This is a genomic window from Actinoplanes derwentensis, assembly GCF_900104725.1.
In the GTDB taxonomy this organism is placed as follows: Bacteria; Actinomycetota; Actinomycetes; order Mycobacteriales; family Micromonosporaceae; genus Actinoplanes; species Actinoplanes derwentensis.
On record NZ_LT629758.1, the window covers coordinates 744,190 to 758,820 of the forward strand.

At 68.8% G+C, this 14,631-nt stretch carries 14 protein-coding genes; 9 read left to right on the forward strand and 5 right to left on the reverse strand.

Going from position 1 to position 14,631, the window contains the following annotated elements:
* Nucleotides 1–32 precede the first annotated feature (32 nt).
* Both BLU81_RS03245 and BLU81_RS03250 read right to left on the reverse strand, forming a co-directional pair.
* Nucleotides 33–956: a cation diffusion facilitator family transporter gene (locus BLU81_RS03245; protein WP_092541445.1), complete on the reverse strand. Its 924-nt coding sequence runs from the start codon at nt 954–956 to the stop codon at nt 33–35.
* Between the two features lie 363 nt (nt 957–1,319).
* Nucleotides 1,320–1,970, reverse strand: a complete 651-nt coding sequence (locus tag BLU81_RS03250) for a hypothetical protein (RefSeq protein WP_092541447.1) — start codon at nt 1,968–1,970, stop codon at nt 1,320–1,322.
* A gap of 187 nt (nt 1,971–2,157) precedes the next feature.
* Between BLU81_RS03250 and BLU81_RS03255 the strand changes: the two genes are divergently transcribed.
* From BLU81_RS03255 to BLU81_RS03275, 5 genes are all read left to right on the forward strand, one after another.
* Nucleotides 2,158–2,829: a TetR/AcrR family transcriptional regulator gene (locus BLU81_RS03255; protein WP_092541449.1), complete on the forward strand. Its 672-nt coding sequence runs from the start codon at nt 2,158–2,160 to the stop codon at nt 2,827–2,829.
* Between the two features lie 171 nt (nt 2,830–3,000).
* Nucleotides 3,001–3,603 (forward strand): DUF6230 family protein, encoded by a 603-nt coding sequence (locus tag BLU81_RS03260; protein WP_092541451.1) that lies wholly within the window; start codon nt 3,001–3,003, stop codon nt 3,601–3,603.
* The gene (locus BLU81_RS03265; RefSeq protein ID WP_092541453.1) at nt 3,593–4,012 is read left to right on the forward strand and encodes a DUF6114 domain-containing protein; all 420 of its coding nucleotides are present in this window, start codon (nt 3,593–3,595) and stop codon (nt 4,010–4,012) included. Before BLU81_RS03260 ends, BLU81_RS03265 begins: the two co-directional genes overlap by 11 nt.
* Nucleotides 4,013–4,183: 171 nt before the next feature.
* On the forward strand, nt 4,184–4,558 hold the full coding sequence (locus tag BLU81_RS03270; RefSeq protein ID WP_092556537.1) for a hypothetical protein: 375 nt from the start codon (nt 4,184–4,186) through the stop codon (nt 4,556–4,558).
* Between the two features lie 163 nt (nt 4,559–4,721).
* Entirely contained in the window at nt 4,722–5,153 is a 432-nt protein-coding gene (locus BLU81_RS03275; protein ID WP_231954089.1) for a roadblock/LC7 domain-containing protein, read from the forward strand.
* Here BLU81_RS03275 and BLU81_RS03280 read toward each other — a convergent pair.
* A complete protein-coding gene (locus BLU81_RS03280) occupies nt 5,150–6,136 on the reverse strand; it encodes a phosphatidylinositol-specific phospholipase C (RefSeq protein WP_092541457.1) in 987 nt (328 codons plus the stop codon). The two genes, BLU81_RS03275 and BLU81_RS03280, sit on opposite strands and share 4 nt — an antisense overlap.
* A 148-nt stretch (nt 6,137–6,284) precedes the next feature.
* On the opposite strand from BLU81_RS03280, the gene BLU81_RS03285 reads away from it, so the two are divergent.
* Nucleotides 6,285–8,549, forward strand: a complete 2,265-nt coding sequence (locus BLU81_RS03285) for a M4 family metallopeptidase (RefSeq protein WP_092541459.1) — start codon at nt 6,285–6,287, stop codon at nt 8,547–8,549.
* 211 nt (nt 8,550–8,760) lie between these two features.
* Nucleotides 8,761–9,594: a hypothetical protein gene (locus BLU81_RS03290; protein WP_092541461.1), complete on the forward strand. Its 834-nt coding sequence runs from the start codon at nt 8,761–8,763 to the stop codon at nt 9,592–9,594.
* Between the two features lie 59 nt (nt 9,595–9,653).
* Here the strand turns inward: BLU81_RS03290 and BLU81_RS03295 are convergent, their stop codons facing one another.
* The gene (locus tag BLU81_RS03295) at nt 9,654–11,174 is read right to left on the reverse strand and encodes an MFS transporter (protein ID WP_157751155.1); all 1,521 of its coding nucleotides are present in this window, start codon (nt 11,172–11,174) and stop codon (nt 9,654–9,656) included.
* Nucleotides 11,175–11,750: 576 nt separating this feature from the next.
* Between BLU81_RS03295 and BLU81_RS03300 the strand changes: the two genes are divergently transcribed.
* A complete protein-coding gene (locus BLU81_RS03300; protein ID WP_157751156.1) occupies nt 11,751–12,692 on the forward strand; it encodes a S1 family peptidase in 942 nt (313 codons plus the stop codon).
* Nucleotides 12,693–12,774: 82 nt separating this feature from the next.
* Nucleotides 12,775–13,338, forward strand: a complete 564-nt coding sequence (locus tag BLU81_RS03305) for a VanZ family protein (RefSeq protein WP_092541468.1) — start codon at nt 12,775–12,777, stop codon at nt 13,336–13,338.
* 171 nt (nt 13,339–13,509) lie between these two features.
* On the opposite strand, the gene BLU81_RS03310 is transcribed toward BLU81_RS03305, so the two are convergent.
* A complete protein-coding gene (locus BLU81_RS03310) occupies nt 13,510–14,415 on the reverse strand; it encodes an NADP-dependent oxidoreductase (RefSeq protein WP_092541470.1) in 906 nt (301 codons plus the stop codon).
* Between the last annotated feature and the right edge of the window lie 216 nt (nt 14,416–14,631).

A 14,631-nucleotide genomic window follows, 5' to 3' on the forward strand; every position in this document is an offset into this window, starting at 1 on the left:
GATGGAACCGGACAGGCCGCGCGGGGCAAGGCTCAGGTGTGGGTGGCGTGTTCGTGGCCGGCGTGGGCGGCCGGCTCCAACTGGAACGTCGAGTGCTCGACGTCGAAGTGCCCGGTCAGGCACTCCTGGAGGGCGTCCAGCAACTGCGGAGCGTGGCCGTCGTGGAAGCAGGAGTCGTCCACGACGACGTGGGCGGTCAGTACCGGCAGGCCCGAGGTGACCGTGTGTACGTGCAGGTCGTGCACGGTGTGGACGTGGTCCAGCTCGGTGATGTGGGTGCGGATCGCGTCCAGGTCGACGTCGGCGGGGGCCGCCTCCAGCAGCACGTGGGCCGCCTCCCGCAGCAGGGTGACGGCGCGCGGCGCGATGATCAGGCCGATCAGGATGGAGACGATCGCGTCGGCCCGGGTGAAACCGGTGAACGCGATGATCGCGGCCGCGACCAGGACACCGACCGAGGTGACGGTGTCGGTGGCGACTTCGAGGAACGCGCCGCGCATGTTGAGGCTGTCCGCGCGGGCCCGGTAGAGCAGGGCCACACCGATCAGGTTGCCGATCAGGCCGATGACACCGAAGACGGCCATGCCGCCGGGGGCGACGTCGGCCGGTTCGATGAGGCGGCGAACCCCTTCGATGAAGACGTAGACGCCCATGCCGGCGAGCACGAGCCCGTTGACGGCGGCGGCCAGGATCTCGGCGCGGGCCCAGCCGAAGGTGCGCCGGCCGGCGGCGGGCCGGGCCGCGAGGAGGGTGGCGCCCAGGGCCAGGGCGACGCCGCCCGCGTCGGCGAGCACGTGTCCCGCGTCGGCCAGCAGCGCCAGGCTGCCGGTGAGCACCGCGCCGGCGATCTCGACGAGGAAGATGACTATCGAGATGCCGAGGGCGGCGGTGAGGATGCCCCGATGCCGTCCGGTGGCGGTCACCGGCCCGTGGTCGTGGCCATGTCCGTGTCCCATGTTTCTGCCTCTCCGAGTTCCGCCGCCACCAGATCCATGCTCATATGCGTACAACACCATATGTCATGGGAGCGTGCCGCGGTCAGGAGAATCAGCTCACACCACCGCCAGCCGCAGAAGACCACCCGGCGGGACGGTTTTGTGCTGGAGAGGCACCGAACGCCGCTGCCCGGCCGAGCCGGCCGACGAGTACGTGCGCAAGGGCGGCACTGCGGAGGACGCCGACGGTCGGCGTGGGCCAGCGGCGGGCCGGTGACCACACCGAACCGCCGCTGGTGACACTGGGCCAGGACGTGTCGTTCCTCGGCCACCGGTCCGGCGACTTCAGTCCGCCGACGTGGTGGCCTACCTGTCGGGCAGCGGTCAGTTCACGAAGACCGGGGCGGCCGCGGCGTCGGAGACCGGCGCGTAACGGGCGCTGAAGGCCACCGAGGCCGAGCAGAGCGACGAACCGCTGCTGCGGGTGAACACCTGGCCGGCGAACGCGATCGAGTTGGCGCTGTTGTCCGACGTACCGGAAATGGTGTTGTTGTTGGCCTGGAAGACGCAGGTCACGGTGCCGAGCAGGGTGCGCAGCACCAGAGTGGCCTGGATCGGGGCGCCGGTGGCGCCGGTGACGACCACGGTGCCGTCGCTGTTGATGGCGGTGGCGAAGGGCTGGTTGTTGATCGTCAGGCTGTTGACGCCCAGCACTCCGAGGATGCCGCTGACCGTGCAGCCGGACAGCGACAGGGTGGATCCGGCGGTGGCGCTGCCGGGGGCCGCCGGGTTGTCCGAGACGACCGAGCTGATCGCGGACGTCGTGCAGGTCATGCCGCTGGTGGCGCTCGCGGCGAAGGTGGCAGTGGTGCCGGTGGCCAGTGCGGACGAGATGGTGGCGCCGGCCGGGACCGCGGTGCCGGCCAGACTGCCGGTGGTCAGCACGGTGGCGTCGTCGGCGAGTGCGGGGGATGCGGAGAGCAGGGTGGCGAGGGCCGCGGCGGTTACGGTGGCGGCGAGCCGGACTGTGCGCATGGGGGGATGCCTTCCGGGAGAGGAGTGGTGCTGGTCGTCCCGGTTCGTCCGCAGTGGACCGGGAAGCGGCGGGGCTGATACTGGAGACCGCCGTGAACACCATCGAGATCCGTGTCGTTCGGCATCAAAAACCTGCCGAAGTTATAAACCTGGCTGTTCGGACGTGTCAAGACATCGAAGGATAGCGATGATTGATCAGGATGGTCCGCTACCCGGCGCCCGGACCGGCCGGGATCCGGCGCGGGCGATCAAGCGCGGGCCGCGCCGGGTGCCGGCCGAGGTGGTGGCCGCCATGCAGCGGGAACGCCTCTACGACGCGCTCGTGCACACCGTCGCGGAGAAGGGCTACGTCAATGCGACGGTGAGCGACATCTGTGCCGCCGCGGGCGTCACCCGGCCGGCGTTCTATGCACTCTTCGCCGGAAAGGACGACGCGTTCCTGGCCACCTACCGGTACGGCACCGGGGTGCTGATGCGGTTGATGGAGAAGGCGTACGAGGCGGCTCCCGACTGGCGGGCCGGGGCGCGGGCCGCACTCGGGGTGCTGCTGGACGTGCTGGCCGGGGTGCCGGCGTTCGCGGCGATGGCGATCGTCGAGATCGACGCGGTCGGGCCGCTGGGGCGCCGGGAGCGGGCCGAGCTGCTGGGCCGGTTCGCGCGGTTCTTCGCCGAGGCTCCGGGGCGGCCGTTGCCCGCGGAGCTGATCGCCACTGTGGTGGGTGGCGTCTATTCGACGATCTACCGGTACGCCGCGGAGGGCCGGGTGACCGAGCTGCCGTCCGAGTTGCCGGTGCTGAGCTTCTTCATGATGGCCCCGTTCCTGGGGCGCGCGGATGCGCTGGGGGAACTCGGGAGCTAGTCGGATACCCGCGGGGTTTTTCACTTTCCGCAATGTCGGCGAGCGGCCTTGACCGCCGACATTACCGGGGCGTAACTTTCCCGAAATCATCGAGATCAGTCGATCACGACGGCCGGGTACGCATCCGCAGTGCGTCCCGGTCGCACCCCCCAGACCAATCGGGAGAACCGTATGGGCATCACCGTCGGCCACACCCGCTGGCGCCGCTTCGGCGTCATGATGGGCATCGTCATAGCGCTCGCCGCCGCCCTGGTCCTGCTGACCGCCAAGGGTGTGCTCGCGGTGTCGTTCGCGATCTCCGGAATGCCGTTCACCATCACCTCGCCGCGACTGCACGGCCTCGGTTTCGAACAGTTCGCGGTCCTCGACGAGATGGCCCCGGACAGTCCCAACGCCGGCTCCGACGGCGGTCAGAAGGTCCTCATCGTCTCGGCGATCAACACCGCCGAGCTCTACGGTCTCTGTCAGGCCATCAGCCTCGGCGGCACCAACCTGGTGATCCGGGCCGGCAGCGAGCAGAACCCGGTGACCGCCGAGCGTCTGGTCGTCGACTCCGACCTGATCCAGGGCAACGCCGAGTTCAGCAAGATCGATATCGGTCAGGACGCCAGCACGCTGACCAGGGTGCCCGGTGTCACCGGCGGACTCGGTGTCTTCGGCCAGCAGGCCGAGGAGGTCACGATCCGCAACCTGCGGCAGAACAACTACGCCACCACCGCCGTGACCTTCCGCCTGCCGAACCTGTGGATGGGATTCGACGAACGTGGCTGCTGACACCCCGGCCCGCGCCGGCCGGTCCCGCGCGAGATGGCGGGACTGGCGGCGCTCCCGCCCGTTCTGGGCCGGCCTGCTGGTCGTGCTCGGCGGCCTGGAGACGGTGCTGACCGTCTGGGCGCCGCTGCCGGTGGTGCTGAAAGTCGGGATGCAGAATTTCCTGGGGTTTCTCATCCCCGTTCTGATCGTCCTTTGTGGTCTTCTCATCTGGTTCAATCCCGCCCAGCGGATGTTCTATTCATTGGTGACTGTCGTGCTTTCTTTGAGCTCTTGGCTCACCTCGAACATGGGCGGTTTCGTCATCGGTCTGCTGTTCGGCCTGATCGGCGGTTCCCTGGCTTTTGCGTGGAACGTCGACGACAGTTACCCGGTGTCCGATTCCTACCCGAACATTCCGGACCAGGACTGATGGCCCACCTGGGATTGGCCGAACGGTGTCCCGAGAAACGATCTTAAGTTCGTGTTCTGCGTCTTAGGTTCCAGTTGGTCCGCCATGGCAACTTTCCTGTGTCAGTGTTGGCGCTTGTAGGCAGTTGAATTGCGGCTGCCGTCGACCTGCGCAGGAAACGTGGAGGATTTCGTGGCGAACATCGAAACCGCTCTCAAAGAGGCGATGGCCCTCGAGGGCGCCGTCGGCGTCGCGCTCGTCGACTACACCAGTGGCCTGACCCTCGGCTACATGGGTGGCGACGGCGTCATGGACATGACCATGGCGGCCGCCGGTAACACGGACGTGGTCCGCGCCAAGATGCGCACCCTGGAGCTGCTCGGCCTCCAGGACGGCATCGAGGACATCCTGATCACCCTCGACACGCAGTACCACCTGATCCGGCTGCTCCGTGGCCGCCGCAGTGGCGACGCGCTCTTCCTCTACCTCGCGCTGAACAAGAACCGCGCGAACCTGGGCCTGGCTCGTCACCAGCTGCGCAAGATCGAGAGCGACCTCGACGTTTGAAACACCCCGGCCCCCAGCGGGCCGTTCGTGGGTCGTAGCGCCGTGACGCCCCATGCTCTCGCTCTTCCCCCGGCCGGCGCCGGGGTGTCTCCACGGAAGGAACCATATGACGACCCCTGACGGCGCCCAACCAGCTTGGTTGACGCCTCGGCACGCAGCTCCGGTGAGTGCGAGGGTCGCCCAGTCGGATCCGGTGCTGGATCCGCAACGCCCGCTCCGGATGGAGCTGGCCGCTCTGCGGCATCAGGTCGCCGGTGTCACCTCCTGCATCATCGCCGGGGTCGACGGTCTGCTCGTCCTGTTCGACTCGCGGTCCGACCACGAACCGCACGACGTCGCGGCGATGGCGGCCGCCGCTCACGGCATCAGCCGGACCTGTGGCAGCGCGCTGAATCAGGGCGGGTTCCAGGAGGTCACGATCCGCAACCAGAACGGATGCCTCGCGGTCTACGGCGTCGGTGATCTCTCGTTGCTGGCCGTGGTCGGCGACGGCACGGTCAACGTGGCACGTCTGCACCTCGAGGCGCGGCCGGTGCTCGGCCGTCTGGCCGCGCTCCTCGAGGGCGACAGCAGGAACCGCAACTTCACCCGCTAGTTGTACGCCAGGATCTTGTTGATCAGCCCGCCACCGGGGAAGTCGAGCATCACCACCCCGGTGCGGGACAGCGAGGTCGCGTTCAGCCGGCCCAGCAGGTAGGGATTGACCCCCTGCTCCCACAGGGCCCCGCCGGCCACCCAGTAGGGCGGGGCCAGGGCACCCGAGCCGCTGGTGAAGTTGACGTAGATCTTCGTGGCGTCCCCGCTGTTCGTGGTGGTCAGGAAGTTGTTCACGGCGTCCCGTTTGGCACCGATCGCGGCGAACGTCGGCACGCTGTACTCGTCCTGCACATACGCCGACGAGCCGTCGTTCCAGCCGGAGAACTGCGCCAGCCCGTAACTGTCGAACCGCCCGCCGCGCGGGCCGTTCAGCACCGCGAGGACGACCTTGCCGCGGACCGTGCCGAGGGTGGGCACGGCCGCCGCGGAGGTCCTGGTCACCGACGGGGCCCAGAACAGTCCGGGGCGCGCGGCCACGTACGAGTCGAAGATGTCGGTGAAGCTCTTCTGCCCGGTCGCGTCGACACAGGAGCCGGTCTCGCCGGTGCACTCCTGCTTGAGGCGCAGCAGGACCGTCTCGCCGGGGTGCGCGCCGAGGAACGATCCCAGCCGGCTGAGCACGTCGTCGAAGTTCGCCTGCTGGTACGTCACCCCGTGATGGATCGTGAAGGTGTTCCCGTCGTTGACCCGGGCCCGCACGTCGATCGCCCGGATGCCGGCGTCCAGCTGCGCGGTCAGGGTGGCGGCGCTGTTGCCGTAGTTCTCCTGGGTCTGGGTGTAGTCACCGCCGTGGATGGACAGGGTCTCGTGGGTTCCCGGGATGGACAGCGAGGCGAGGCTGCGGCCGTCGGCCAGCCCGGCCATCCAGTTCTGATTGCTCGCGGAGCTCAGTGTCCGGTAGGAGATGTCGGCGGCGAGGGCCGGCTGCGGGACCAGAAGTAGCGCGGCGGTGAGGCCGGCGGCGGCGAGAGCACGCTTCATGGCGCGGAAATATATCGCTTTATTTACATAAACGGAAGATGTCACGTCCGCGATATGACTCTGAAGATATAGATGCTCTTCTCTCTTTCCCCTCAATAATCGATTCACACGTTGCCATACGTGGATTTCTGGTTCGGGGAGGAACCGAGTGAAGAAACCCTTCGCGCTGGCCGGCATCACCGTGCTGGTCGGCAGTACCCTTGTGGCCACCGCCGCGAGTAGTTCAGCCGCGCCGACGGCGCCCGTCGCGCCGCCGTCCGAAGCCCAGGCCGTCAGCCGGGCCGACGGACACCTCAAGGCCCGCCCCGCCGACATCGAGGCCGCGGCCGGAGACTCGTACTCCGCCTACCGCACCCTGGTCGACGCCGACGGCGGAGCCCACGTCCGCTACACCCGTGAATACCAGGGCCTGCGGGTCTACGGCGGCGACTTCGTCGTGCACACCCAGCCGGGCGGCGCCTACGACGGCGCCTCGAACGGCCTGAGCGCCCCGCTGAACATCGCCGTCACCCCGAAGGTCACCGCCGCGAAGGCCGCCAAGGCCGCGAAATCCGCGTTCGAGGGCGAGATCACCGGCTCGGAGACTCCCGAACTGTTCGTCGACGCCAGCACCGGCACCGGCGTGCTCGCCTGGGAGACCGTCGTCAAGGGCTGGGCCCCGGACAAGCAGACCCCGTCGGTCCTGCACGTCATCACCGACGCCCAGACCGGCGCCTACATCGGCGAGTTCGACGACATCGAGACCGTCGCCGGCACCGGCGCCAGCGTCTACTCCGGCACCGTCGCGGTCGACACCACGCTGTCCGGCTCCACGTACAGCATGATCGACCCGTCGCACGGCAACGGCCGCACCTGCGACATGAACAACGGCACCAGCACCTGTACGACGTTCACCGACGCCGACAACGCCTGGGGCACCGGCGCCACCTCGAACCGTCAGTCGGCCGCCGTCGACGCCCACTTCGGCGCCGCGAAGACGTTCGACTACTTCAAGAACGTGCACGGCCGTAACGGCATCTTCGGCACCGGTGCGGGCGTCCCGTCCCGCGTCCACTACGGAAGCGCGTACGTCAACGCCTTCTGGGACGGCGCCCAGATGACCTACGGCGACGGTTCGGGCAACACCCGCCCGCTCGTCTCCCTCGACGTGGCCGGCCACGAGATGGCACACGGCGTCACCGAGAACGTGGTCTCCGGCGGCCTGACGTACTCCGGCGAGTCCGGCGGTCTCAACGAGGCCACCAGCGACATCTTCGGCTCGATGGTCGAGTTCTACGCCAACACCTCCGCTGACCCGGGCGACTACCAGGTCGGCGAGAAGATCAACATCAACGGCAACGGCACGCCGCTGCGCTACATGTACAACCCGACCCTCGACGGCTCGTCGCACGGCTGCTGGGCGTCCAACACCAACAGCATCGACGTGCACTACTCGTCCGGCCCGGGCAACCACTTCTTCTTCAACCTCGCCGAGGGCACCGGCGCCACCTCGTACGGCACCTCGCCGGTCTGTGGCTCGGCCCCCGCGGTGACCGGCATCGGCCGCGACAAGGCCGGCGCCATCTGGTACCGGGCTCTGGACGCCTACTTCACCTCCAACACCCGCTACTACCTGGCCTCCAACCTGGCCAACACGTCCCGCGCCTACACCCTGCGGGCCGCCACCGACCTGTACGGTTCCTGCTCCACCGAGTACAAGGCCGTCCAGGCCGCCTGGACCGCGGTCAACGTGGCCGGCAGCGACACCGCCTGCTCCACCGGCAACGACTTCTCGCTGACCAGCACCCCGTCCAGCGCGTCGGTCAACCCGGGTTCGTCGGCCACCGCCACCATCGCCACCGCCGTCACCAGCGGTAGCGCCCAGACGGTCGCCCTGACCGCCTCGGGCCTGCCGTCCGGTGTCACCGCCAGCTTCAGCCCGTCGTCGGTCACCGCCGGCGCCAGCTCCACGCTGACCCTGGCCACCACCACCGCGGCCGCCCCCGGCACCTACTCGATCACGGTCACCGGCACCGGCACCGCGGCCACCAAGACCGCCACGTTCTCGCTGACGATCAACGGCGCCGCGGGTACCTGCTCCGGCACCAACGCCACCGACGTGACGATCTCGGACAATGCCACGGTCAACTCGCCGATCACCATCAGCGGCTGCGCCCGCAACGCCTCGGCGACCAGCACCGTCGAGATCCACATCGTCCACACCTACATCGGTGACCTGGTCGTCTCCCTGGTCGCGCCGGACGGCACCGTCTACGCCCTGCGCAGCCGCACCGGTGGCAGCACCGACAACATCGACACCACGTACACCACCAACCTGTCCTCCGAGGTCGCGAACGGCACCTGGAACCTCCGGGTCCAGGACGCGGCGTCCGCCGACACCGGCTACATCAACAGCTGGACGCTGACCCTCTAAACCCCGCGACGCTCACGGTTTGGCCCTCACCTTCAGGCGAGGGCCAAACCCCTTTTTCCGGTACGGGAGGGCAAGGAACCGTGCCCACCGCGCGAGTCAGGCGGCCCGGCACGGTCACCCCGCGACCGCCGGGCGGAAGCGATCCGTCCAGGTTCGACCGGCAGCGCGTAGTGTTCGGATCGCTCAGATCCGGCGCGAGATCGGGGGCACGATGTCCAGCATCACGAAGACCGTCGCAGCGACGATCGTCAGCGGACTCGTGGCCATCGGCGGTTTCGCCGTCTTCAACGACCCCGGCGACCCCGAACCCTTCTGCGAAACCAAGATCATGCGACCCGGCGACACCTGCGTGGTGACCACCCGGGCCAGGCAGGACATCCGCACGTACGAACGGCAGGTCGAAGCCTTGCGCTCCACCCGCCGCAACCGTGGCCTGGTGGCCGGGGTCGCCGGCGCGATCGCCTTCGCCGGTGCCGCCGGCTATCTGACGCTCCTGATCGGAGCCCGCCGCGAGAAGACCCGCGAGGCGGCCCGCCCCCACCTGGGACTGCGGAGGAAGCTCGCGGAGGAGAACGGCTGGCGCTTCGCGGCCGACGACCCGTCGATCGCCCAGGTGTTCCCGGCCGCCGCCCGCAAAGGCAGAACCGAACACCGTTTCACCGAGGTCGTGCGCGGCGACCTGGACGGTGTCCGCTTCGAAGCCTTCGACCACGGCTACCAGGTGTACGACAAGAAGAAGGGCGTGCTCGACGCCCAGGACACCGTCCTGCTGTTCCACCACCCCGGCCTGATGCTGAACGACGTCTCGGTCTTCACCGACCAGGTCTTCCCGTACGCCGCCGCGAACCTGATCCTGACCCGCCGCCTACAGGACGCGATGAGACATCACGCCATCACCCACTTCACCCTCTACCAGGGAACCGTCGTGGTGACGCGCCCCCTGTTCCGAGACCACACCACCGCCGAACTGCACGACCTGCTCCGCGCGACCCGAGCCTTGCTGAACGAGTTTCCCACCACGGCCCTGGACCGAACCCGAACCTGAACCACCTCCCAGACACAGCCGCCGCCTCCCGGCTCAATCGTTCGCGGCGTCTCCCGGGCTCAATCGTTCGCGGGCGGCGGAAGGTCTCGGCCCAGGCGGGACAGCGGCGACATGGCCATCAGAATCGGCGACAGCATCATCCCGGCGGCCGCTGCCAGAAGGGTGGCGCGCAGTCCCCACCGCCCCGCGAGAAACCCGCCCAGCAGGGACCCGAACGGTGCCAGTCCCAGCCCGGCAAAGTTGATGGTCGCGGCGACACGCCCCTGCAGCCCGTCCGGGGTGACCGCCTGACGAACCGCCATGAGAGTGACGTTGACCAGCTGCCCGAAGACCCCGAACCCGAAGTTGACCGCCACGAGCAGCGGCAACGTCACCACGGGCGACCCGTGCAGCGCGGGCACGAACAACATCACGCCATCACCGACCACCGACGAGGCCACCAGCACCACGCCGTAGCCGAACCGCCCCGGCAGACGCCCGGCGAGCACCGAACCAAGCAGCGCACCAGGTCCCATCGCCGCGACCGCCACCCCGACGGCCGCTCCGGACAACAACAGTTCCCGAGGCAGAAAGATCAGGTAGGCGGTCATCAGAGCCGCAAACGAGAACTGAAACGCACCCGAGGCAAGACACACCGCCCGCAGCGACCCGTCAGCGACAACGAACCGAATCCCTTCCCGAATCCGCCCACCCCAGACGAAGCCCTTCGCCCTCAAACCAGCCTTTCCCCAGTCGGAACCGCCTGCCCTCGCACAGGCCTCGCCCCGCACGGTGTCCTGCGCTCCCGCGTCGCCTTCACCCCATGTGGAGCATTTCGTCTCCGCGTTCGTCTCCGCGTTCGTCTCCGCGTTCGTCTCCGCGTTCGTCTCCGCTCTCGCTTCCGGATTCGCTTCATCCCTTGTCGGGGCCACCGTCTCCGCGCCGACCGGCCCTGGGCGGGGACCTTCGCCTTCACGACGATCCTGCCGCCGCAACCGAAGCGCACTGCCCGGGCATGGTGGCGGCTGCTGACGCTGGATGCGGGCGATCGACAGCGCCGACAATACGAAGAACAGAACACTGATCGCGGCGGCGATCGGCCCCGACAGCACGGACACCAGCGTTCCGCCGAGAGCGGGCCCGCCGATCTGGGCCGCCGACCGGCTGCCCTCGATCGCGCTGTTACCGCGCAGGAGCCGATCGCGGGGAAGGACACGCACCAGACAGGCGTGATAGGCCACGTCGAAGAACACGGACATCGCCCCGACCGCACCAGCGATCACCAGCAGAATCGGCATACCGAGCCCATCGGAGAGAGCAGCCACCACCACGACGGCCACTGCCAGGGCTCGAACGAGATCTGCCAGAACCATCACCGTGCGGGCCCGCCAGCGATCCACCCAGGCACCCGCCAGGAGCGACAGCAACAGAACCGGTGCCTGACCCACCGCACGGAGGGTCCCGAGCTGCCCGGCATCAGCATCGAGGGCGAGAACGGCGATCAGCGGCAGGATCACCAGACAGGCGTGCTCGCCCAACTGGGAGAAGGTCTGTCCGACCCAGAGCCAACGAAAGTCGATCTCACGCCACAGGTTCGGCAACGCGAGCGTCCCGGATACGGGTGACGCGGATGCGTGTGACGCAGGCGGGGGCGGCGCGGGCGTGGACGGCGCGGATGGTGTGGGTGCGGATGTGGGGGGCCTGGACGCGGATGGCTCGGATGTGGACGGCACGGAGCACCCCTCGGGGTTGCCGGGAGACATGGCCCGCCACGGGTTCAGGCGGGGAATGCTCGCTGTGCCGCGCTATCCAGAGCAGCACGCGATGACTGGCCGATCACGGCCGGAATGTCAACGCGCGCTCGAACGACCGGGCATCTCTCAACTCCTCATGGTTCCGCATTCAGGATCCGTCCGGAAACGGTACCGCTTCTCGCGGCCCGGGTCGCGTGGATATTCGGGGCGCGAACCACACCACGGAGCAACCAGGGAAGTGCCGAGCCGACCCGCCGAGAGACGCCGACCATCACCGCCGGCACCCCGGTCACCGGAACCACCGTCCGGTCGGTGAGCCGCTGTGCACTCCGCTGAACTGGCACGAACCCGTGATCACCCCTGGGTGCGGGTGCTCCTACGCTGGCCAACGTCAAGATCACCATGCACTTTGGAGACACCACTTTGTCCACCCGCACCCTTGCGCTCCTGCTCGCCGGAGCCGGCCTGACTCTGAGTGCCGCCGCCTGCACCAGCGGCACCACCACACCGGCAGCCACCACCACGCCGAGCAACACGCCGTCCGCCGCGGCCACCATCCCGGCCGCGGTGACGCAGGTTCGACTCGCCGCCGATGGCGAGTACCCGTTCCAGGTGGCGTTGCTGAACCTGAAGGCCGACGACGACGCCGGGGAACCCGTCGGCGACGACCTGGCCCGGCTCACCTGCGGCGGCAGCCTGCTCGACGAACGCCACGTCCTGACCGCCGGTCACTGCTTCGACGTCGAGGCAGAGAACCCGCCCGACCCGCTGAAAGACTTCCAGGTCGTGGTCGGCCGCACCACCCTCACCAGTCGGCAAGGGCAGGTCCGCCGGATCACCGAGGTCCAGGTGCACCCCCGATACAGCACACGTCCGCTCAGGTACGACGTCGCCGTACTCACCCTCGACCAGCCGGTAACGGGCATCACACCGGTCGTGCTGGTGCCGCCGGGCGACACGTCCCTGCAGCATGACGGCAGTCTGGCGACCTTCACCGGGTGGGGTTCGCTGAAGCCGCAGCGGGACGGGGACGCCGTCGAGCTGTCCTTCACGGACCAGATGAAGCAGGCCGGCGTGCCGCTGCTGGCCGACGACGCTTGTCAGTCGGCCTACCAGCGGCCCACCGATCATGCTGCGCCGGACCTGCAAGTGTCGCTGTGTACCAGCACCGCTGACCAGATCGGGCACTGCAACGGCGACAGCGGAGGCCCGCTGTTCGTCACCGACGAGGGCCGGGTCGTCCAGCTGGGGGTCGTCAGCTTCTCGCCGGGATGCGGCGATCCCCGCTATCCGAGCGTCTACGCCCGACTGAGCAACAGCGACATCAACGACTTCATCCGAGAAGCCGCCGGTTCAGCCGGGTAACCGATCCATTCTGCTTGCCTTCCACGACTCAACGGGCGGCATGGGGCGGACAGCGTTCACGGACGGGGGGAAGTGGGGCGGCATGCTCGGGACCTGGCACGGCTGGTTCGGGACGATCGGTGGTGTCGTCGTCATCACCGCGACGGCGCTACCCGTGGCTGGTCTGCTGGTCTGGGCACTGGCCCGCCGCCGGGGAATCGGCCCGGGCGTGTGGCGGAGGTCGCTGGCCGAGGTCGGCGTCGTTTACGGGACGGCGCCGTGGCTCTGGATGATTCTGCTGCCGAACAACGGGCTGGTCGAGGGCCGCGCGAGGGTGAACCTGGTGCCGTTGCGGGACCTGATCGAGGTCCTGGACGGGGGAGCGTCGACGGCGACGCTGCAGATCGTCGGCAATCTGCTGGTGTTCGCGGCGTTCGGGTTCTTCGGGCCGATCCGGTTCGCGATGTTGGCGTCGGTGCCGCGGATTCTGGCGCTGGCGGCGGCCGCTTCGATCTTGGTCGAGACGCTGCAGTTCGTGCTGCGGCTGGACCGGGTGTCGTCGGTGGACGACGTGCTGCTCAACGCCGCGGGCGCCGGGCTGGCCGCACTGGCGTCCCACCGTTGGTGGCTCCGGCCGACGTCCCCGGCCGAGCAGCGGCTCCGGTAAGGAGCGGCCCCGGAGGGCGCCAGCCCCGGGAATGAGCCGGACCAAGAAGGCGCCGGACCGGATCCGGTGGACAACGGAGCAGGGAATGCGGCGCGCGGCCCCGGCCTGAGAGAAGGTCGGAGCCGCGAGGCGGGGTGAGCTGCCGCTGCGCCCGATATGTGGAGGGCGCGCCTACAGGGTTACGACGATCTTGCCCTGGGTGCGGCCCTTCTCGGCGTACGTGTGCGCCTCGGCGATCTTCTCCAGCGGGAACGTCTCGGCGACGTGCGGCGTGTAGGCGCCGTTCGCGCCGTGGGTTGCGCCTTCGGTGAGGAGGGCGGAGTCGTTCTCGGCGGAGATGTGCCGGACGCCGAGGTTTCCGGCGTTGAGGTGGTCGGCGACCGTGACGACCCGGGAGGCGTCGCCGGCGATGGCCACCAGGTCGGGCAGCGAGCCGGACCCGACGGCGTCGAGGACGGCGTCGACACCTCCGGGGGCGAGGGCGGCGACCCGGTCGGCGAGTCCGGGGCCGTAGGTGGTGGGTACCGCCCCGATCGACCGCAGGTAGTCGTGTTTCCCGACGCTCGCGGTGCCGATGACGGTGGCGCCCCGGGCGGCGGCGATGGACACGGCGGCACTGCCGACGCCGCCGGCCGCGCCTTCGACCAGCAGGGTCTTGCCGGTCAGGTCGCCGAGGGCGTTGAGTGCGCCGGCCGAGGTGGCGATGGCGAGTCCGGCGCCGGCGGCCTGCTCCAGGGTCCAGGTGGTGGGTACCGGCGCCCAGGCGGTCAGCACGAAGTGTTCGGCACTGGCACCGAAGAGGCCGCCGAGCCCGAACACTGTGTCACCGACGGTGACTCCGGTGACGCCTTCGCCGATTTCGTCGACGGTGCCGGCGGCGTCCCGGCCGGGGATTTCGGGGAGTTCGGCGGGGAAGTAGTCACGCAGCGCGCCGGCGCGGGCTTTCCAGTCGATCGGGTTGACGCTGGCGGCGGCGACCCGGATGCGGATCTCGCCAGGGCCGGCGTGCGGTTCCGGGATGTCGTCGACGACGAGCACGTCGGCGGGCCCGTACTCGTGGAAGCGGGCTGCTCGCATGATGACTCCTCAAACGATTGATTGCTGTGGAAACTAACTTAGGGTCGATCATTTTCCGCGGCAAGCGTTCGGAACATCACTTTCCGCGGAAACTCTCCGGGTGTTACGGTTCGCGGACGGGAGCAGCGCGAGGCAGGCAGTACGAGGCAAGCGGCGCGAGGCGTGCGGCACGAAGAGTGCGGCACGAAAAGCGCGGTACGAAAAGCGCGGTACGAA